At 36.9% G+C, this 21,083-nt stretch carries 25 protein-coding genes; all 25 read left to right on the forward strand.

Annotated elements, in window-relative coordinates:
• The first annotated feature begins 13 nt into the window (after window positions 1-13).
• Window positions 14-1,048 (forward strand): NAD(P)H-dependent glycerol-3-phosphate dehydrogenase, encoded by a 1,035-nt coding sequence (locus NST93_RS04965; protein ID WP_405101788.1) that lies wholly within the window; start codon window positions 14-16, stop codon window positions 1,046-1,048.
• Window positions 1,049-1,114: 66 nt separating this feature from the next.
• On the forward strand, window positions 1,115-1,375 hold the full coding sequence (locus tag NST93_RS04970) for a stage VI sporulation protein F (protein ID WP_405101790.1): 261 nt from the start codon (window positions 1,115-1,117) through the stop codon (window positions 1,373-1,375).
• A gap of 268 nt (window positions 1,376-1,643) precedes the next feature.
• A complete protein-coding gene (locus NST93_RS04975; protein WP_405101791.1) occupies window positions 1,644-1,829 on the forward strand; it encodes a DUF2768 domain-containing protein in 186 nt (61 codons plus the stop codon).
• 21 nt (window positions 1,830-1,850) lie between these two features.
• Window positions 1,851-2,573 (forward strand): hypothetical protein, encoded by a 723-nt coding sequence (locus tag NST93_RS04980; RefSeq protein WP_405101793.1) that lies wholly within the window; start codon window positions 1,851-1,853, stop codon window positions 2,571-2,573.
• Window positions 2,574-2,788: 215 nt separating this feature from the next.
• Window positions 2,789-4,267, forward strand: coding sequence for a stage IV sporulation protein A (gene spoIVA, locus NST93_RS04985; RefSeq protein ID WP_405101795.1), 1,479 nt, complete (start codon window positions 2,789-2,791; stop codon window positions 4,265-4,267).
• Between the two features lie 349 nt (window positions 4,268-4,616).
• The gene (locus NST93_RS04990; protein WP_405101797.1) at window positions 4,617-4,889 is read left to right on the forward strand and encodes an HU family DNA-binding protein; all 273 of its coding nucleotides are present in this window, start codon (window positions 4,617-4,619) and stop codon (window positions 4,887-4,889) included.
• Window positions 4,890-5,045: 156 nt separating this feature from the next.
• Window positions 5,046-5,270 carry a trp RNA-binding attenuation protein MtrB gene (mtrB, locus tag NST93_RS04995; RefSeq protein ID WP_405101799.1) on the forward strand — a complete coding sequence of 75 codons (225 nt, stop codon included), beginning with the start codon at window positions 5,046-5,048 and terminating at the stop codon, window positions 5,268-5,270.
• A gap of 125 nt (window positions 5,271-5,395) precedes the next feature.
• Window positions 5,396-6,190 (forward strand): heptaprenyl diphosphate synthase component 1, encoded by a 795-nt coding sequence (locus NST93_RS05000; protein ID WP_405101801.1) that lies wholly within the window; start codon window positions 5,396-5,398, stop codon window positions 6,188-6,190.
• Window positions 6,191-6,193: 3 nt separating this feature from the next.
• Complete coding sequence (locus NST93_RS05005; protein WP_405101803.1) at window positions 6,194-6,907, forward strand: demethylmenaquinone methyltransferase; 714 nt, start codon at window positions 6,194-6,196, stop codon at window positions 6,905-6,907.
• A 40-nt stretch (window positions 6,908-6,947) separates the two neighbouring features.
• Entirely contained in the window at window positions 6,948-7,919 is a 972-nt protein-coding gene (gene hepT / locus NST93_RS05010) for a heptaprenyl diphosphate synthase component II (RefSeq protein ID WP_405101805.1), read from the forward strand.
• Between the two features lie 83 nt (window positions 7,920-8,002).
• Window positions 8,003-8,449 (forward strand): nucleoside-diphosphate kinase, encoded by a 447-nt coding sequence (gene ndk / locus NST93_RS05015; protein ID WP_405101807.1) that lies wholly within the window; start codon window positions 8,003-8,005, stop codon window positions 8,447-8,449.
• Between the two features lie 96 nt (window positions 8,450-8,545).
• Entirely contained in the window at window positions 8,546-9,319 is a 774-nt protein-coding gene (locus NST93_RS05020) for a CheR family methyltransferase (RefSeq protein ID WP_405101809.1), read from the forward strand.
• 125 nt (window positions 9,320-9,444) lie between these two features.
• A complete protein-coding gene (gene aroC, locus NST93_RS05025) occupies window positions 9,445-10,614 on the forward strand; it encodes a chorismate synthase (RefSeq protein ID WP_405101811.1) in 1,170 nt (389 codons plus the stop codon).
• Complete coding sequence (gene aroB, locus NST93_RS05030; RefSeq protein WP_405101813.1) at window positions 10,614-11,684, forward strand: 3-dehydroquinate synthase; 1,071 nt, start codon at window positions 10,614-10,616, stop codon at window positions 11,682-11,684. The genes aroC and aroB overlap by 1 nt, the downstream gene beginning before the upstream one ends.
• A gap of 2 nt (window positions 11,685-11,686) precedes the next feature.
• Window positions 11,687-12,061: a chorismate mutase gene (gene aroH, locus NST93_RS05035; RefSeq protein WP_405103758.1), complete on the forward strand. Its 375-nt coding sequence runs from the start codon at window positions 11,687-11,689 to the stop codon at window positions 12,059-12,061.
• Between the two features lie 4 nt (window positions 12,062-12,065).
• Complete coding sequence (hisC, locus tag NST93_RS05040; RefSeq protein WP_405101815.1) at window positions 12,066-13,151, forward strand: histidinol-phosphate transaminase; 1,086 nt, start codon at window positions 12,066-12,068, stop codon at window positions 13,149-13,151.
• A 13-nt stretch (window positions 13,152-13,164) separates the two neighbouring features.
• Window positions 13,165-14,268 carry a prephenate dehydrogenase gene (locus tag NST93_RS05045; RefSeq protein WP_405101816.1) on the forward strand — a complete coding sequence of 368 codons (1,104 nt, stop codon included), beginning with the start codon at window positions 13,165-13,167 and terminating at the stop codon, window positions 14,266-14,268.
• A gap of 23 nt (window positions 14,269-14,291) precedes the next feature.
• On the forward strand, window positions 14,292-15,587 hold the full coding sequence (gene aroA, locus NST93_RS05050; RefSeq protein WP_405101818.1) for a 3-phosphoshikimate 1-carboxyvinyltransferase: 1,296 nt from the start codon (window positions 14,292-14,294) through the stop codon (window positions 15,585-15,587).
• 134 nt (window positions 15,588-15,721) lie between these two features.
• On the forward strand, window positions 15,722-16,984 hold the full coding sequence (locus tag NST93_RS05055) for a tetratricopeptide repeat protein (protein WP_405101820.1): 1,263 nt from the start codon (window positions 15,722-15,724) through the stop codon (window positions 16,982-16,984).
• A gap of 10 nt (window positions 16,985-16,994) precedes the next feature.
• Complete coding sequence (locus tag NST93_RS05060; protein ID WP_405101822.1) at window positions 16,995-17,564, forward strand: ReoY family proteolytic degradation factor; 570 nt, start codon at window positions 16,995-16,997, stop codon at window positions 17,562-17,564.
• A gap of 97 nt (window positions 17,565-17,661) precedes the next feature.
• Window positions 17,662-18,120: a YpiF family protein gene (locus tag NST93_RS05065; RefSeq protein WP_405101824.1), complete on the forward strand. Its 459-nt coding sequence runs from the start codon at window positions 17,662-17,664 to the stop codon at window positions 18,118-18,120.
• Between the two features lie 249 nt (window positions 18,121-18,369).
• Window positions 18,370-18,885 (forward strand): ubiquinol-cytochrome c reductase iron-sulfur subunit, encoded by a 516-nt coding sequence (locus NST93_RS05070; protein ID WP_405101826.1) that lies wholly within the window; start codon window positions 18,370-18,372, stop codon window positions 18,883-18,885.
• Between the two features lie 6 nt (window positions 18,886-18,891).
• The gene (gene qcrB / locus NST93_RS05075; RefSeq protein WP_405101828.1) at window positions 18,892-19,566 is read left to right on the forward strand and encodes a menaquinol-cytochrome c reductase cytochrome b subunit; all 675 of its coding nucleotides are present in this window, start codon (window positions 18,892-18,894) and stop codon (window positions 19,564-19,566) included.
• Between the two features lie 18 nt (window positions 19,567-19,584).
• On the forward strand, window positions 19,585-20,367 hold the full coding sequence (locus NST93_RS05080) for a c-type cytochrome (RefSeq protein ID WP_405101830.1): 783 nt from the start codon (window positions 19,585-19,587) through the stop codon (window positions 20,365-20,367).
• A gap of 101 nt (window positions 20,368-20,468) precedes the next feature.
• Window positions 20,469-21,056, forward strand: a complete 588-nt coding sequence (locus NST93_RS05085; protein ID WP_405101831.1) for a DUF1405 domain-containing protein — start codon at window positions 20,469-20,471, stop codon at window positions 21,054-21,056.
• Window positions 21,057-21,083: the final 27 nt, after the last annotated feature.

The raw sequence follows: 21,083 nt of genomic DNA on the forward strand, positions 1-21,083 counted from the left end.
GGAGGTAATCAAGATGAAAAAAATTGCTGTATTAGGTGCTGGGAGCTGGGGGACGGCTCTTAGCGTTGTTTTAGCAGATAACGGACATGATGTTCGTCTATGGAGCCATCGTATAGAACAAGCAGACACAATAAACGAAACACATCGAAATGAACGTTATTTAAAAATTGATCTGCCTGAAACATTGAAGGCGTACTCCAGTTTACAGGAAGCTGTTGCGGAAGTAGAAGCGATTGTGCTTGTAGTACCTACTAAAGCAATACGCGAAGTATGTGCGTCTCTAGGAGATATCCTCCCTGAAGATGTCACAATTGTCCATGCTTCCAAAGGAATTGAGCCTTTAACATTAAAACGAGTATCAGAGATGATTGCAGAGGAAATGAATGATTATCCTTATGAAGATATCGTCGTTTTATCTGGTCCAAGCCATGCGGAGGAAGTAGCACTTAGACATCCGACAACAGTTACTGTAGCAGCACAAAACCAAGAAAAAGCAATTCATGCACAGAATCTGTTTAATAGTGATACGTTTCGGGTTTACACCAGTAAAGACATATTAGGCATTGAACTTGGCGGAGCTTTAAAAAATATTATTGCTCTAGGCGCTGGGATTTCAGATGGCTTAGGATTTGGTGATAATGCGAAAGCAGCATTGATTACAAGAGGATTAGCAGAGATTGCCAGGCTAGGTGCTTCTTTAGGAGCAAATCCAATGAGTTTCTTAGGCTTGTCTGGTGTAGGTGACTTAATTGTGACCTGTACAAGTGTACACAGCAGAAACTGGCGTGCTGGGAACTTGCTTGGGAAAGGACATCGCTTAGATGATGTTCTTGAACAAATGGGAATGGTTGTTGAAGGTGTACGCACAGTAAAAGCGGCAAGTCAATTTGCGAGAGAGCAAAATGTAGATATGCCAATAACTACAGGTATTTATGAAATTTTATTCGAAGATAAACAGCCAAAAGAAGTTGTAGAACAATTAATGTCTCGAGACAAGCGTGAAGAAATGGATGACCTTCAAAACTTAATAAACGAACGGTATTCTTAAAATACACGTATTTATCCTCCTTGCATATACTATTTTGAAATAAATAAGCTGCAAGGAGGATATTTTGTGAGTAACTTTCAAAAAAATATGTTTGATAAAATTCAGCAAAAGGCAAATATAAATCCAGATGAAGTGTATAAGATAGCTGATTCGGTTAAACATGCCGATTTTTCGGATGAAGTTACGGTGCGTAATTTAATTCGTCAGCTGGCTAGAATGGCAAATAAACCGATTTCTAAGGAAAAGGAAGACAAAATTGTAGAATCAATTGTTAAAAACAAGCTGCCACTCGATCCAAATTCAATGAATAAATTTTTAGATAATTAATGTTTGCTGGGCAGATGAGGATACAGAAATAAGAATTCTCGCATAAAATGAATCGCACAAGCATTCATGTATAGAGTCTGCATGGGTATTATCTAGTCAACCGGGATGGAGATAGCCCCCTTCATCCCGGCCTTCTTTTTTTATAAGTATTTACTTTCTTAATATTTGCAAATCATCGTTATCATTCATTGATTGAGCTCTGATATGTTATAATATGTGGTGATAATTTAGTATTTGAGAATTTGAGGTGATTATGATGTCCGTTTCAATGCTTAAAATGTATATTTCCTTTGCAGGAATTATTTTATTATTTTTAGCAATGGGACTTATTTGGTTAAGCAGAAGAAAATTAAAAGGCTGGCTAGCTGGTGTAGTTTCACTTTTGGCTTATCTTTCCTTAGTTTCAGGTGCACTCATTATTATTTATATCGTCTTTACTGGTCCAACTCGTTAAATCGCATAGGAGGTTAAGTGATTGAAAGTTTCATACATAAAAACTGTTGTTTTACTTTTTTCTTTTGTATTATTAACAGGGTGTCTCTATCCTGACAGTGAAAAGGCCGAAAATCAGGTTCCGCATGATACACAGTTAGAAACAGTCCAATCAGCAATAGACACGTATCGTGAGGATACTGATGGTTTGGTGCCTATTCGTACCAAAGCAAATGACACGCCAATTTTTCAAAAGTATTTGATTGATTTTACGACCTTAAAGGACGCGAATGCAATTGCAGAGGTTCCAGGAAATGCTTTTGAGAATGGCGGGCACTATCAATACATATTGATAAATCCTGAGGAAGATCCTGCAGTTAAAGTGATTGATTTACGGATTACGGAGACTATTCGCAGTGTGAATATCCGATTAGATGCATTCCGTCAAAAAAATACATATCCAGCTTTCGGGGAAAAGGTAGAAGAAGGCATCTATTTAATCGATCATGAGAAGTTAAATTTAGAAGGACAGCCAACAGTGGTTAGTCCATACAGCCAGGAAAACCTGCCAATTATAATGGATGTTCATGGCAATCTTTATGTTGATTATCGAATTGATCTTCAGAAAGCTCTCGATGAGTACGAACATGATTATAAAGAGGGCGATGATATCCGCTTTCTTTTAACAGATCATACACCGTTTGCTCCAGCATATTCCTTGCCTTACACGGTTAAAGATGGCGAAGCAGTGTTTATGACTGAGTAATTTAATAAGCATAATACAACACCCTTGTAATATAGATTATTATAAGGGTGTTTTGTTGTTAGCGAATATTAATTTTCAGCTTAAATACGTTCAATTTGAATTATTCAGCTTGGAATATTTATGCATAATTCAATGGGACAACATCATAGACTTGTAATGTCAATTATTATTCTTTTGCTATTGAACAGAGACTTTAGGATCAGGAGGGATTTCTTTTGGAGAAAATCGACATTTTTAAAGATATTTCCAAGCGGACAAACGGGGATATTTATCTCGGAATCGTCGGTGCTGTTCGAACTGGAAAATCAACATTCATCAAAAGATTTATGGAGCTTGTAGTATTACCGAATATCGCAGAGGAAAGTGAGAGGTCGAGAGCACTGGATGAATTGCCGCAAAGTGCGGCAGGAAAAACAATTATGACAACCGAGCCTAAGTTTATTCCTAATCAAGCAGTAACAGTTAATGTAGAGCAAGGTCTTGATGTAAATGTCCGCTTAGTTGACTGTGTAGGTTATGCGGTTGCAGGAGCAAAAGGATTTGAGGATGAGAATGGTCCGAGAATGATTCATACACCATGGTATGAAGAACCAATCCCTTTTAATGATGCGGCAGAAATCGGTACAAGGAAAGTAATTCAAGAACACTCTACAATTGGAATTGTTGTTACTACTGATGGAACAATCGGAGAAATCCCTCGTTCTGATTATGAAGAAGCGGAAGCTAAAGTTGTTGATGAACTTAAAGAAGTTGGAAAACCATTCATCATGATTATTAACTCCTTAAAGCCATCAAGCCAGGAAACAGAGCTCTTACGGCAGGAATTAGCTGAAAAATATGATATCCCAGTGCTTCCAGTGAGTGTGGAAACAATGACTGAACTTGATGTTTATAATGTTCTAAGAGAAGCATTATTCGAGTTCCCGGTATTAGAGGTAAATGTGAATTTGCCAAGCTGGGTAATGGTGTTAAAAGATAATCACTGGCTTCGTTCTAATTATCAGGACGCTATCCAGACAACGGTTAAGAATATAAAAAGACTCCGTGATGTAGATGATATCGTAGCAAGTTTTTCGGAACATGAGTATATTGAAAAAGCTAATTTAGCAGGAATGGAAATGGGCGAAGGGATTGCAGAAATCGATTTGCATGCTCCACCGCATCTATATGATGAAATATTGAAAGAAATAGTAGGAGAAGAAATTCGCGGGAAAGATCATTTATTAGAATTAATGCAAGATTTCACACACGCAAAAAGAGAATATGATCAAGTTGCCAGTGCATTGCAAATGGTAAAGCAGACTGGATATGGCATTGCTGCTCCAAGTGTGCAGGATATGATACTGGATGAACCAGAAATTATCAGACAAGGGACACGGTTTGGCGTTCGATTAAAGGCAGTTGCTCCTTCTATCCATATGATAAAAGTAGAGGTTGAATCCGAATTTGCTCCGATTATTGGAACGGAAAAACAAAGTGAGGAACTCGTAAGATATTTAATGCAGGACTTTGAAGATGATCCATTATCCATTTGGGAGTCAGATATCTTTGGAAGATCTTTAAGTTCAATTGTGCGTGAAGGAATCCAAGGGAAAATTTCATTAATGCCGGAGAATGCTCGTTATAAGTTAAAAGACACACTGGAAAGAATAATTAACGAGGGTTCTGGTGGTTTACTCGCAATTATTTTATAGCAGCTGAATCAGCTGCTATTATTTTTTTCTATTTTTCATTTGGACAGAAGGAAATTACATATCTCTGTCGAATATGTTATAGTAAGCCCAATGCTAATAATGACTGTTGTTTTCGTAAAGTATTTTCTGAAAACGGGGCTCAAATCATAATAAAGTGGTGTTTTTCGAAATAATTATGGAAAAATCCACGTATATTGTTGAATTTTAGAGCAAAGTCGTTTAATATTAGCCTTGTTACTAATTGAATTTAGTAACCAAGTATAGAAAGAGGCAAAGTTGTGAACAAATGAATACAGACGATTTATTTGTTCTCTTGTCAAGTTTAACATTTCGGGAGGAGGTGAATGTCATGAACAAAACAGATTTAATCAATGCAGTAGCTGAAAAAAGTGAGCTTTCTAAGAAAGACGCAACAAAAGCAGTAGAAGCTGTATTTGATGCAGTCATGGATTCACTTAAACAAGGTGAAAAAGTACAGTTAATCGGATTCGGTAACTTTGAAGTACGTGATCGTGCGGCTCGTAAAGGACGCAATCCACAAACTGGAGAAGAAATTGAAATCCCTGCTAGCAAGGTTCCTGCTTTCAAACCAGGAAAAGCTCTTAAAGATGCTGTTAAATAATTGCTACATAGGGCTATAAAGGGTGCGTTTACGCGTGCCCTTTTTTTAATGAAATAAATAGGTGAGCAAAAGAATGTAGAGTTTCTAAACATAAGCGTATAATATTATTTAAATGAATGAACATACATATAGCTAGTACTTAAGGGAGAGAAGAAAATGAGTGAATCAAGTATTAGATCAGACTTTTTAGTTATAAAAGCATTAGAAGATGGGGTGAATGTCATCGGTCTTACAAGAGGTACCGATACCAAATTTCATCACACGGAAAAGCTGGATAAAAACGAAATAATGATTGCACAATTCACTGAACATACTTCTGCTGTAAAAATTCGTGGGAAAGCTGTTATTCAAACAAGCAATGGTGAAATGTCCAACGAATAAAACTATATTTTCAGCTGCTGGAATCAATTTTAACTTCTATTCTGAAACGCAGGATGCAGTTCTAGTTTAAAATATGCTATAATAACTAAGGCACTTTAATAGATGAAAGGGCTTAGGTGATTTCTTTGAACAATTCAACAAATGAGATACAACGACTTAAAAATAGAATAGAAGATAAAATAGATCATGCTTTCCTAGGAAAATATATACAAAAGCCCAATATTGATGATAATAAACTCTTTATCCTCTCAAAGATTGTTCCAAAGGACAGGTTTTCGAACCATTTAAATAGGGACACATATATTATTACAACAATGCTTGTTCAAATTGCGCTTGATACTCATGATTTAGTACCTGCCGATAATAAGCCTGACGAGAATAAGGAACATCTGCTTACGAAACAGCTTCATGTTTTAGCGGGAGATTATTATAGCGGCTTATATTATTATCTGCTCTCAGAAATAGATGACTTTAAATTTATAAATCGTTTAGCAATTGCTATAAAAGAGATTAATGAGTGTAAAATGAAACTCTATTATAAAGAATATAATTCTTACCAAGCGTATTTACAGCTGAAAATATCAATCGAAACATTGCTTATTGAAAATGTCTCTAGCTTCTTGGGGAATAATCAGTTAACAGCTGTCCTAAAGAAATGGGTAATGATAAAACTGCTTTTAGCAGATAAGAATTGTATTTATGAAGATAACTTATTTTTGCTTACATGGTTAGAAGAACAGCAAAAAAATACTTTTCAGACTTATGAAGAAAAGATGGATCAGAAAATACATGATGAGCTGCTGCTGCTTGAAAAAGAGCTTAACACTCTGCCACAGCAATATTCCGATTTTAAATCATATTTTAGCCGGCAGACACATCATCTAAATTATTTTAATACCTCTATTGTGGAAGAAGGGTAAGTCATGCAAAATCAGTCAAAAGAAGAACGGGTGCATCACGTTTTTGAAAAAATATACGAAAATTATGATGCAATGAATTCAGTTATCTCTTTTCAGCAGCATAAAGTATGGCGTAACGATGTGATGGAACGCATGCATGTTGAACAAGGTACTAAAGCATTAGATGTATGCTGCGGCACTGGAGACTGGTCTATTGCATTAGCAAATGCAGTAGGAGAAAATGGTCAAGTCATCGGTCTGGACTTTAGTAAGAATATGCTATCGATTGCTGAAGAAAAGCGGAATGCATTACAAGTGGAACAGCTTGAATTAATGCATGGAAATGCAATGGAGCTGCCTTTTGAAGATAATACGTTTGATTATGTTACAATTGGCTTTGGTTTAAGAAACGTTCCAGATTATATGACGGTTCTTAAAGAAATGTATCGTGTTGTAAAACCGAATGGCAAAGTTGTTTGCTTAGAAACATCTCAGCCAGAGATAGTTGGTTTTAAACAGCTTTATTTCTTTTATTTCCGTTATATTATGCCTTTATTTGGTAAGCTGTTTGCGAAAAGCTATGATGAATACGCATGGTTAAATGAATCGACAAAGAATTTCCCTAGTAAAACGAAGCTGAAAGAGATGTTTCAAGAAGCTGGATATTCTTTTGTTGAAGTTAAGAGCTATACACTCGGTGTAGCTGCAATGCATATGGGTACGAAGCAGATTCGCTAACGGCCGATATGAATGTTATTTTAAAATAAAGGTGACACATATGAAACTACCTAAAATTTATGGATACTTAAAAAAAGACCTGGATCTTATCGAAGCATCATTAAATGAAATAATACAAGCAGAACATCCAGTATTACGAAGAGCATCTACCGAGTTATTAAAAGCGGGGGGCAAGAGAATTCGCCCTGTTTTTGTGTTATTAGCAGGTCAACTTGGTGAATTTCACCCTGAGAAGATCAATAAGGCTGCGATGTCACTTGAATTAATACATATGGCGACATTAGTCCATGATGATGTAATTGATGAAGCCGAGCTGCGCAGAGGCAAACCTACAATAAAGCATGTGTATGGCAACCGTGTAGCAATGTACACAGGAGACTATATTCTTGCTAGAGCATTAGAAGAGATTACTTCAATTGATAATCCGAAGGTTCACCATGCATTATCAAAAGCTTTAGTAGAAGTTGTCATCGGTGAAATTGATCAGATTGAAGATAAATTCAATTGGGAACAAAACTTACGCAATTATTTACGAAGAATTAAAAGAAAAACTGCATTGTTAATCGCTACGAGCTGTGAACTTGGCGCAATTATTTCCGGGCTATCTGACAAAGATGTTATGCGAATGTACCGCTATGGCTACTTTATTGGAATGTCCTATCAAATTATTGATGATATCCTTGACTTTACAGCCTCTTCCAAGCAGCTTGGAAAGCCTGCTGGAAATGACTTGCTGCAAGGTAATATAACATTGCCTGTCTTATATGCAATGGAAAATGAAGATTTCAGCAAGCTTGTACAGGAGGTATTTACAATACCTGAAGCCGTTTCTGAAGAACAAATGGAAAATATTATTCAGGAATTAAAGCAGACGGACGCGATAGACCGTGCTTATGAGCTTAGCAATTTATATTTAAATAAGGCATTAACTGTCTTAGAAGAAATTCAAGACAGCAAGCCGAAGCAAACTTTACAGTCAATAGCCAAATTTATCGGGAAACGAAGATTATAATAATATAATTTGTTATTTGGGCTATAGTTTTGTATAATTTTAGAGGTTAGTCTAAAAGATAAATGATTAAGAGGTGTAAAAATATGGAAAAAACATTTTTAATGGTTAAACCAGATGGCGTACAACGTAATTTAATTGGTGAAATTGTACAGCGTTTTGAGAAGAAAGGTTTCAAACTTGCAGGAGCTAAGCTTATGCAAATTTCAAATGAATTAGCTGAAGAGCATTATGGAGAACATAAAGAAAGACCTTTCTTTGGCGAGTTAGTAGAATTCATCACTTCAGGCCCCGTTTTTGCAATGGTTTGGGAAGGCGAAAATGTAATTGCGACTGCGCGAAACATGATGGGTAAAACAAATCCAGCAGAAGCAGCACCAAGCACAGTACGTGGTGATTATGGTATTACAGTAGGCAAAAACATTATTCACGGCTCTGACTCTCCAGAAAGTGCTGAAAGAGAAATTAAATTATTCTTTGATGAAAAAGAATTAGTCGCTTACGACAAAGTGGATACAAACTGGATTTATTAATCTGTACAGAAAAACCTCCGTTTACGAACGGGGGTTTTTTAGCAAAAAGATAAGGTACTAAGAAAACGAAAATGGTGGAATTAAGGGGGAGTTTAAATGCTTGACGATTATTCAGAATTTATTCAAAAGATTAAGCGAAAGCTGGACATTGATCTTGGATTATACAAAGAGCAGCAAATGAAAAGAAGAATTACAACCTTACGTAACAAACGTGGTTTTAAAAGCTATATTACATATTTCGAAGCAATGAATAAAGATGATGAACTATTAAAGGAATTTATTGATCGTTTAACGATTAATGTATCAGAGTTTTATAGAAATCCGAAGCGCTGGGATGTGCTTAAAAACTTAGTTATTCCAGAATTAACTAAAGACAATAAAAGACTTTCGATTTGGAGTGCCGCTTGTTCAACTGGCGAAGAACCCTATAGCCTTGCAATCATGCTGAAAGAACATTTCCCCAATATCAATGCGACAATATTAGCAACAGATATTGATGATAATGCACTTCTGAAAGCAAATAAGGGGCTGTATGTGGAACAGTCGCTTAAAGAGCTTCCTGCTGGATTCCAACAAAAGTATTTTACGAAATCAAATGGCATGTACAAAGTTGATGAGAAACTGAAAAATATGATCACGTTTAAAAAACATAATTTACTAGCTGATCGTTATCCGAATAATTATGACTTGGTTATCTGTCGTAATGTGCTTATTTATTTCACAGATGAGGCAAAAGAACAAATTTATCGCGGGTTTGGCAATACATTACGCAGCGAGGGTGTATTATTTGTAGGGAGTACAGAGCAAATTTTTGCACCAGAAAAATATAATCTGCAGCTATTGGATACTTTTTTCTATCAAAAAAAGTAAAAAAACCAAATAATTTAATTTTGAGATAAACTTTTAGCCAAAATAAAGTATATATATGTTATAGTAGTTAGAAATATTCTTAAACTTCGAGAGATCTGATAAATGAAATAAAGGAGAATGGTACATTGAGATACTTAACAGCTGGAGAATCACATGGCAAACAATTGACTACAATTATCGAAGGCATTCCATCAAACTTACCGATAACAAAAGAAGATATTAATCATTCTCTTTTACGGAGACAGAAAGGTTATGGCCGCGGAAAACGGATGCAAATTGAAAAGGATCTTGTTGAGATAACTGGCGGCATCAGACATGGATATACTTTAGGGTCTCCGCTCTCATTAGTTATAAATAATGATGATTTTAAACACTGGACAGATATTATGGGAGAAGATCCTATTCCCGAGGATACAAAGCTGCGTCGTGTAGTGACTCGTCCAAGACCAGGGCATGCAGACTTAAACGGTGCTTTAAAATATGGTCACCGCGATATTCGCAATATTCTTGAACGTTCATCTGCAAGAGAGACAGCTGCCAGAGTAGCTGCTGGTGCAGTTGCCAAAAAATTATTAAAAGAGCTTGGGATAGAAGTAGCTGGTTATGTAAAAGAAATTGCAGGCATCGTTGCTTCTGATCAAGAAGAATTGACAATGAAAGAAAGACAGGAAATTTCGCAAAATTCTCCAGTAATGGTATTAGATAAGACTGCAGAAAAAGAAATGATGGCTGCTATTGATAAAGCAAAAAGCGAAGGCGATACTGTTGGGGGAGTCTGTGAAGTTTATGTTGAAGGCGTGCCGGCTGGTGTAGGATCTTATGTACACTATGACAGAAAACTTGATTCAAGAATTGCAGGCAGTGTTGTAAGTATAAATGCATTTAAAGGGGTAGAGTTTGGTATTGGATTTCAGGCAGCAAAGATTTATGGAAGTGAAAATCACGATGAAATTGCATGGAGCGAAGAACAGGGATATTACCGAACTTCAAATCGCCTCGGAGGTTTTGAAGGTGGAATGTCAACAGGGATGCCAATCGTTGTTCGTGGAGTAATGAAACCTATTCCAACAATGATGAAACGACCATTGCAAAGCGTCGATATTAATACAAAGGAGCAAATTAAAGCAACTGTAGAGCGTTCTGATCCTTGCGCAGTACCTGCTGCATCGGTAGTTATGGAACATGTTGTCGCTTTTGAAATTGCTAAAGCAATCACTGAACAATTCCCGCATGATCAGTTCCCTAAATTGAAAGAAGCAATCGAACAATACCGTGAAGAAATCAGGTGTTTCTAGTGCAGCGTTTATCCATAGAATATAGTACAGGTACTTATCCAATCTTAATTGGACAACGGATTCTATCTACACTAAAGGACTCTCTTGAAAAAGAGTATACATCTATTTTTGTTATAACAGATGAGAATGTAGCAGAAATTTATTTAGATGAAGTTGTAGAGCATTTGAGTGACTGCAAGGTGTTTCAGTATATTCTCCCTGCAGGAGAAGCATCTAAAAACATAGACCAGTATTATAGGCTGCAAACAGCTGCAATAGAGAAAGGCCTGGATCGGAATGCATTGATTTTAGCCTTAGGTGGAGGCGTAGTAGGTGACTTAGCTGGATTTGTTGCCGCTACATTTATGCGAGGCATCGATTACATACAAATACCGACAACAATCCTTGCCCATGATAGCAGTGTTGGCGGTAAAGTTGCCATCAATCATGAACATGGAAAAAATTTAATCGGTGCTTTTTACCCTCCAGCGGCAGTTTACTATGATATCGCGACCTTATCTTCATTGCCAGCAAAAGAAATTCGATCTGGCTATGCTGAACTTGTAAAGGAAGGATTAATCTCTGGCAAGGAATTATTTGAGGAAATGCTTCAAGTAAGCTTGGTATCTATTAAAAATGAAACGCTTGAAAAACATATATTAGCAGGTATTAAAGTAAAGGCTGACATTGTAGAAGCAGATGAAAGGGAGCTAGGGATTCGCAGCTACCTTAATTTGGGGCATACTTTTGCTCATGCTTTGGAGGCAGAGCTTGGTTATGGTGTGATAACACATGGAGAAGCAGTAGCTGTCGGGCTGCTTTTTTCAATTCATGTAAGTGAAGCTGAATTTGGAGTAGAACTCCCATATGATGAACTGAAAAGCTGGCTGGAAAAAAATAACTATCCATTACAAACGATAACGTTTGATCCAAAGAAGATTATGAAGCGAATGAAGTCAGATAAAAAGGCCGTCAGAAATAGAATTAAAATGGTGCTCTTAAAAGCACCAGGTAAATTATTAAATAAAGAACTAGCTGACCAGAAGATCTTGAATTATCTAGAAATATTTAAAGAAAGGCTGATAAAGTAATGATGTCAAGAGGGATACGTGGCGCAACAACCGTTTCTGAGAACAATGCTGATTTAATAATCCAAGAAACAAAAAATGTATTACAAGAAATGATAGAAAAAAACGATGTCAAACCGAATGATGTATCACATGTGTTTATATCTGTCACAGATGATTTGAGTGCCACTTTCCCTGCAAAAGCTTTGCGAGAGTTTCCAGGCTGGATATATGTTCCAGTCATGTGTATGGCGGAAATAGACGTTATAGGCAGTTTAAAGTCATGTATTCGCGTTATGATGGTGGTAAATACCAAGCAGGAGCAGGAAGAAATTCATCATGTCTTTCATAATGAAGCAGTCAGGCTTAGACCGGATTTAGTGGAGAAAAGAGGAGAATAGATTCATGAAGCAAAAAGCAATACTTAGTCAGTTAACTGCTTATAAGCAAGGGAAACAATCGCATGAAATACAAGAAGCATATGGACTTGACAGAATTGTAAAATTGGCATCAAATGAAAATGTCTATGGATACTCTGAAAAAGTGAAAGATTATTTAATAAAGCAGCTTCCTGAGTTAAATATTTATCCAGATGGATATACTGCCGAACTAAGAACTGCAGTAGCGAACTACTCTCAGGTGGATGAAAATCAAATTATTTTCGGAAGCGGTTCGGAGGAAATCATTCAAATCATCTGCCGAGCATTTGTGTTTGAAGGCAGAAATACAGTTATGGCGGCAAACTCTTTTTCACAATATAAGCATAATACACTTGTTGAGGGTGGTACAGTAAAAGAAATACCTGTAACGAGTGAGGGCAGTCATGATTTAGAAGCAATGTCAGAGGCAATAGATGAAAATACCTCAGTAGTCTGGATTTGCAATCCGGATAATCCGACAGGTACAACTATTACAGAGAAAGAATTGCTCGCGTTCATGGAAAACTGTCCGAAAGATGTTCTTGTTGTACTGGATGAAGCGTATAAGGAATTTGTTGAAGAAGACTTTTTACTTGATTCACATACATATTTAGCCGCTTACGCAAATTTAATCAGCTTAAGAACGTTTTCTAAAGCCTATGGGTTGGCAGGACTCAGGATCGGTTATGGTATAGGCAATCCCGAAGTTATTCATTCTTTAAATGTCGTACGAGGTCCTTTTAATACGACATCGGTTGCTCAATTAGCTGCCTTAATCGCACTGGGGGATCAAGCATTTATTAAAGAAACAAAAGAGAAGAACAATAGGGAAAAACAGAAATTTTATGCTTTTTTAGATGAAATAGGCTGGCATTATTACCCGAGTCAAACAAATTTTATTTATGTTTCTACACCAGTCAGCGGTATGGAAGTCTTTCAATATTTAATAGAAAATGGATTTATTATTCGTCCAGGTGAGCTGCTGGGATATCCGAATTCCATTCGAATTACAATTGGAACGGAAGATGATATGAAAGAACTGCAATGTGTATTGAGGAAATTTAATAAATAAACAGGGTGAATCCATGAATAAAAGAAGAATCTTAATAGCGGGCTTAGGCTTAATCGGTGGTTCGCTCGCGAAATCAATCATCAAGAATGAGAATAACTATGTATTAGGATATGATGTAAACCCAGACAGCTTACAATATGGCTTAGCACACGGAATTATTAATGAAGCATATGAAGAATTTACAGAGGCTGCGATACAATCTGACATTATAATCTTAGCTGCTCCAATTTCTGAAACGATTAAACTAATGAAGCAATTAGATCAGCTGGATTTTGAAAAACAAGTAATTGTGTCCGATACAGCCTCTGTTAAAAGTTCAATAATAAAAACTGCAGAAGCATTAACAAACGATAAAATTGCATTTATTGGCGGGCATCCAATGGCAGGCTCACACAAAAGAGGAATTGGGGCTGCGAAACCGCATCTGTTCGAGAATGCAATTTACGTACTTACCCCTTCGGTTCGAAGTACGGACGAAATGCTTGAAACGATGAAAGATATATTAAAATACACAAAAAGTAAGTTTATTATCCTTCGACCTGAAGAGCATGATGAAATGACTGGTGTAGTTTCACATTTTCCTCATTTAATCGCTTCTTCACTCGTTCATCAAGCGAAAAAGTGGGAAAGTACACATACTTACCTGCCTAAGCTTGCAGCAGGCGGATTTCGGGATATAACACGAATTGCTTCCAGCAATCCAGAAATGTGGCAGGATATTTTCTTTCACAACAGAGAAAAGATGTCAGTTCTTCTGCAGGAGTGGATTGAAGAAATGATTCATCTAAAAGAACTGGTGGATAATAATCACAAAATGACAATGATTGCTTATCTTCAGGATGCAAAGAATTACCGGGATGGCATCCCAGTTAAAACAAGTGGGGCAATACCAGCTTTTTACGATTTGTATGTAGACATTAGAGACCAGTCAGGAGCATTGGCTTCTGTTGTTCAATTATTAGCTGATAAAAATATCAGTATTAAAAACATTGAAATTCTTGAAGTGCGTGAAGGAATTACCGGGGTTTTGCGTCTTAGCTTTTATTCAAAAGATGCACAAAAGATGAGTAAAACATATCTAAAAGAAAACGGATTTGACGCAATGATTCAAAAATAAATATTTTTTAGGGGTGTGGAATCATGAGTGAACTAAAATTAACACCTAAGACGTCGGGGATTATAGGTGAAATAGAAGTCCCTGGCGATAAATCAATATCCCATCGTGCAATCATACTCGGTTCGCTAGCTAAAGGTAAGACAAAAATCAGACACTTTTTAAATGGTGAGGATTGTCTGCGAACTGTTGATGCATTTCGTGCAATGGGGGTTACCATTGAACAGGATGGCGAGACAATCATTATTAATAGTGAGGGTGCAGATGCGCTGGAAGAACCTATTATACCACTTAACTTTGGGAATTCCGGAACAACAACTCGTCTGATGATTGGTTTGCTAGCTGGTTTGCCTTTTTTTACTACAATCTTTGGGGATGCATCTTTATCCAAACGGCCAATGGACCGTGTTGTTAATCCTTTAGTTGAAATGAACGCAGCCTTTACCGGGCGCGAGGAAGGAAGACTCCTTCCTATTGCAATTGAAGGTCAACAATTAAAGGGTATAGATTATATACTTCCAGTCAAAAGTGCTCAAGTAAAATCAGCTATCCTGCTTGCAGGTCTCTTTGCTGAAGGTAAAACAAAAATTACCGAAAAGACAAAAACCAGGAACCATACAGAAACAATGTTAGGCGCTTTTGGAGCGGATATAAACGTTGATGGAAATACTGTGTCCATATCTAATAAGCAACCATTAAGTGCGACAGACTTCTATGTGCCGGGTGATATTTCATCGGCCGCATTTTTCCTTGCAGGAGCGGCAGCTAAATCCAATAGTCATTTAGTGCTAAAAAATGTAGGGTTAAACCCAACTCGGACAGGTATTCTTGATGTATTGATTGAGATGGGTGCAAATCTTACAATCCACAACGAAAAGAAAGTCGGCGGCGAGATATTTGGTGATATAACAATTCAAAGCGGAGATCTGCAGGCCATCGAAATTTCAGGTGATATTATTCCGAGATTAATTGATGAAATACCTATTATTGCTTTACTCGCAACGCAAGCAAGCGGAAAAACAATTATTCGAGATGCCGAGGAACTGCGCGTAAAAGAAACTGATCGTATCGCAGCTGTTGCAGATGTCCTTTCAACCTTAGGTGCAAATGTAACACCTACTGACGATGGGCTGATAATTGAGGGGAAAACAAAACTGACTGGTGGTAAAATCAAGTCATACAATGATCATAGAATTGCAATGATGGGTGCGATTGCATCTGTTTTCTCAGATGAGGAAATTATTATAGACGACATTTCATCTGTTGCAATCTCCTATCCGAACTTCTTCACAGACTTTGAAAATATAACAGCAAGGAATTAATCAAAAATGACCAATCTGGTCTTTTTTGATTAATTCCTTATTTATTTTATTAAGTAAATGCCAAATTATTGAATCAAAACATTGTTTTCGTTATGATAACAATACGAACTATTAAAAGAAGGAAGGATGGGTAAATGGATACCATCTTAGAAGCAATTCAATTAGTTGAAAATAATCAAATTGAAAAAGCACTTAAATTATTAAAGGACTTCTCGAAAGCAGCAAATGATGATGAGAAATATACGATTGCAGAACTGTATTTAAAATGGGGATTTTTAGAAGAAGCAGCAGGGATTCTGCATGAGCTGATGGAAAAATATCCTGATGAAAGCGACTTAAAATTAAGTCTCGTTGATATATACATTGAAATTGAGGATGATGAGTCTGCGATAGCCTTATTGGATAACATCAAGGAAGAAGATCCAGAATATGTACAAGCTTTGTTGCAGCAGGCTGATCTTTATCAAGCGCAGGGTCTATTTGAAGTTGCCGAACAAAAGCTTCTAACTGCAAAAAACATACTGCCTAATGAAGTAATTATTGACTTTGCCTTAGGTGAATTATTCTTCTCAATCGGCGAATATTTAAAAGCAGTAACCTACTATGAAAAAGTAGCTAAAGAAGAAACATTGTTAGCTGAGGTTTCTATACTTGATCGGTTAGCTGAATCCTATGCAGCAATCGGTGAATACGAAAAAGCAATTCCCTACTTTAAAGATGGCAGTGAAGAGTCACCAGATAAGTTTTATAAATACGGCGTAACTGCAAGCCAGGCTGGCAGAAATGATATCGCTATTAAGGCTTGGAAACGTGTGATCGAAAAAGATGAATACTACCACTCTGTTTATTATAATTTAGCTAAGGCGCTCCAAGAGGAAGGTTTACTTGAAGAGTCGTATCAAACTGCAAAAAGAGGTCTGCAAATTGACTCATTTAATAAGCAACTATTTTTACGTGCAGGCATGATTGCACATCAGCTGAACCAGGAGGAAGAAAGTGAAGATTTTGTTCGGCAGGCAATTGCTTTAGATCCCGAATACCGCGAGGCAATCTTATTTCTGCTGGAATTCCTTAAAGAAAGAAATCGGTATACAGAGATCATTGAACTGTTAACAGAAATTAAAGCTACTGGGTCACTTGAGGCTTTGTTTGATTGGGAACTTGCTCGAGCATATAACGAAGAAGAGCAGTATGCAGATGCTTTGAATGCATATAAAGAAGCCTATATCAATCTTAATGATGACACAGACTTCTTAAAAGAATATGGTTATTTTCTGACAGAGGAAGGGCTGACTCCAGAAGCTATCACTGTTTTTGAAAAGTATTTGCAGCAAATACCTGATGATTATGTTATTGAAGAATATGTATTGCGTCTAAAACATCCGGAAGAATACTGAGGAGGCAATTATGAAAAACACTCCTATTCGTTCAGACGAAAAAAAATCCTTCATTTTTTGGTTTTTAAATCAATATGAAACAAAACTGAGGGAGAGCAATTGGATATTAACTTACCTTGCAAATCATAATAAACTTCTGCGAAATGTTCATTTTGTTCGTAATGCAAGATTTTGTCCACGCAGTATTATTATTTCAAGTAACTGCGTTGATGGTCCAGCTTTTCGTTTTTATCGCAATCAACTGGTCACAACGGATGCAGAAAAAGCTTTTCATGATATTCGACTGAATCCTCTCGAGCCGCTCTTTGTTGAGCTTGATTTCCAAAATTGGAAACAGAGTCCGCAATACGCCGCGGTTTTAGAAGAAAATCCATTTCTGGATGATGATTTTTATATTACAAATAAGGACCGCGAGAATACTAAAGAAATCTTAAATTACACTTTACAGCTTCAGAAAAGAGAAAAATTAGTTAAGGCAATCGATCAGGCATTGGATGAAAGGAATCAAGCTGAATTTCTTTCCTTGACACAGGAATTGCACGAATTGGATACACAATTGCACAATCAGCCTATTCATTAGAGAATAGGTTGATTACTTTTGCCCTTATAGGGTAAAATCGGGAATGAGATAATCTACATATTGAATTATTATTTGACAGAAAGGTTGATATATTTAGATGAAATGGAAAAAGACAGAGCTTGATAAATATGTTCAAGCAAAGGAATACGTTGACACAATATTACTACCATTGATTCCTTTCCAAATGGGAAACGACAAGGAATCGGAAAAGAGTTCTTTTCAAAATGAGGTAATCAATATCTTTGCAAATGAAATTGAAAAAGAGCTGAGTGGAAGAGTGATGCTGGCTCCAAATTATTATTTTTTGAAAACAACAGATAAAGCAGCTGAAATTGATCGATTAAATAGTTGGATTCAAGATATTAAAGAGCAGCCTTTTGAACATATTGTTCTTTTAACTTTTGATGCAGGATGGAAAAAGCATGAAAAGTCTTTAAATGGCAATATATTATGGCTGCCTGGAATGCAATCAGGAGATCTTCGTTCAAAGGAAACAGCCGAATTTATACGTGACCAGATTTCACAGATTTCAGAAATGATTCGCTCATATTGGTAAGGATATAATTTGTTAAAATCGGTTAAGCTAAGAATCAGCAAAAATAACTTAAAATCAATTAACTTATTGCTTTTTTCACTGTAGTAGATTGGGTGTTTAAGTAAAATAGCATAATTTGTAAAAGTTTTATTTAGAACGTTAGGTTTTATATTGACCATAGTTCAAGATTGCGCTATCATGGTATTGTCCTAGTAATCTGATTAAATTCATAAAAATGTCCGTGATTATTGTAAAAGAGGGGGGAAAATCATGAGTGAAGAAAAAAAGCAACAAGTATCCCGTAGACAGTTTTTAAATTACACACTTATGGGAGTAGGAGGCTTTATGGCAGCAGGTCTATTGATTTCTCCAGTAAGAATGGCTATTGATCCTGTGTTAAAATCAGCAGGTGGTGGTGACTTAGCAAACGTCGGTCTTGCTGTTGATGATATTACATCAGATCCACAGCGTATCGAGTGGACGATTGATCAAGTGGATGGCTGGTATGAGTCTCAAGTAAGCCGTGCAGCGTGGGTTTACAAAAATGAAAGTGATGAAGTTGTAGCCTTTTCCCCAGTTTGTAAACACTTGGGTTGTGTAGTTTCTTGGGAAGGAAGCGATCAGCATCCAAACGAATACTTCTGCCCGTGTCATGATGGACGCTATTATAAGGACGGCACAAACGTGCCAGGTACACCGCCATTAGCACCATTAGATGTTTATGAACAGGAAATTAAAGATGGAATGTTGTTCTTAGGAGACGCAAAACCACAAGGGGAGGCTTAATAGGAGATGCTACAGAAAATATACGATTGGATTGACGAACGCATTGACCTTCACCCGATATGGCGAGATATCGCTGATCACGAAGTTCCAGAACATGTTAATCCGGCCCATCACTTTTCGGCGTTTGTTTACTGTTTTGGTGGCTTAACATTTTTTGTTGTTGTCATTCAAATTCTTTCTGGTATGTTTCTAACAATGTATTATGTGCCAGATATTGAAAATGCATGGAGATCTGTTTACTATCTGCAAACAGAAGTTGCTCATGCTCAAATTGTTAGGGGAATGCACCACTGGGGCGCCAGTGTTGTAATTGTAATGCTGTTATTACATACTTTACGTGTGTTTTTCCAAGGGGCATACAAGAAGCCGCGTGAACTTAACTGGATGGTTGGAGTTCTAATCTTCTTTATTATGCTTGGCTTAGGATTCACTGGTTACTTATTGCCATGGGATAATAAAGCTTACTTTGCTACACAAGTTGGTTTAGAAATGGCACAGCAAGTTCCATTTATTGGTGAGCAATTGAAAATATTATTAGCTGGTGATGCATCAATTGTTGGTGCACAAACACTAACAAGATTCTTTGCTATTCATGTTTTCTTCTTGCCAGCAGCATTATTCGCGCTACTTGCAGTTCACTTTATCTTAATTAGAAGACAAGGGATTTCTGGACCACTATAAAAAGGAGGGGAAAGCACAATGCAAAAGGGAAAAGGTATGAAATTTGTTGGTGACTCTCGGATCAAGCAAGGCCCGACGGTCTCACGTGTACCAAAAGACTATTCAGAGTATCCTGGCAGGACAGAAGCTTTTTGGCCCAACTTTTTATTAAAAGAATGGTTGGTTGGAGCGGTATTCCTTGTTGGATTTTTAATCTTGACATTAGCACATCCATCACCACTAGGTGGGATTGCTGACCCAACAAACGCTTCATTTATTCCATTGCCAGACTGGTATTTCTTATTCTTATATGAACTTTTGAAATATAAATATGCAAGTGGAGATTTTATTTTATTAGGTATGCTTGGACTTCCAGGACTTGCTTTTGGTGCATTACTACTTGCACCATTCTTAGACAACGGACCTGGACGCAGACCGCATCAACGTCCAGTAGCAGTGGGGATGATGCTTTTAGCATTAGCATCTGTTATCTGGTTAACGTATACATCTGCTGCTCACGTAGACTGGGAAGGTCGTGCAGAATCAGACAAACCAATTCCTCCTTCTGAAACAGCAGTAGAAATTGATACAGAACATGCAGGTTATGCAGCATATGAAACAAGCTGTCTAGCATGTCATGGTGCAGAATTAGAAGGTACTGCAGCACCAACATTAGTTGGAATTGACTACAGTGCAGAAGAACTTGCAGATATCGCAGTGAACGGTATTGGTACAATGCCGGCAGATCAATTCACTGGTACTGACGAAGAACTAGATCAATTAGTTGATTTTATACTAACTGTAAATGAATCAGTAGAATAATACAGACTATTATACGGACACCTTTGCCCAACGCTGGTAAAGGTGTCTTTTCTTCCATTAAAATAGTTGGATTTTATTTTATCTATAGAGAGGATTCTAATATGCTAAGATACATACTTCTCGACAAAAAGTTCATATTTATTTTATTTATAATTAACCTTATCGGTACAATATATGGTTATTATTGGTATGCTCCACAATTGGCAATTACGCCGGATATTTTTCTAATATTTGTACCGGACAGTCCAACAGCGAGTTTATTTTTCACGGTTTTCTTATTATTTTTCTTATTTAATAGAAATGTTCCGTATATAGAGGCACTTGGATTAGTTACACTATTTAAGTACGGAACATGGGCAGTTGCCATGAATCTGCTGACATTGGCAATTGATGGTTCTTTAAGTTCTGCAGGATATATGCTTATGGCCTCTCATGCAGGCATGGCAATACAGGCAATTCTCTATGCGCCCTATTATAAAGTGAAAATGAGGCACCTTGCAGTTGCAGGAATCTGGACATTACATAATGATGTGATTGATTATGTCTTTGAAATGATGCCAAAGTATTCGTCTTTAATGACTTATATGAATGAAATAGGCTACTTTACATTTTGGTTAAGCATTGGTTCGCTCTTGCTTGCTTATTGGTTAACAATTGGAAATAAAAAGCAGCTAACAAACTCTCTGTGATAATTCGAAGCACCTCATCATATATTT

Origin of the sequence: Oceanobacillus sp. FSL H7-0719, from assembly GCF_045040795.1 — a bacterium.
Taxonomy (GTDB): domain Bacteria; phylum Bacillota; class Bacilli; order Bacillales; family Amphibacillaceae; genus Oceanobacillus.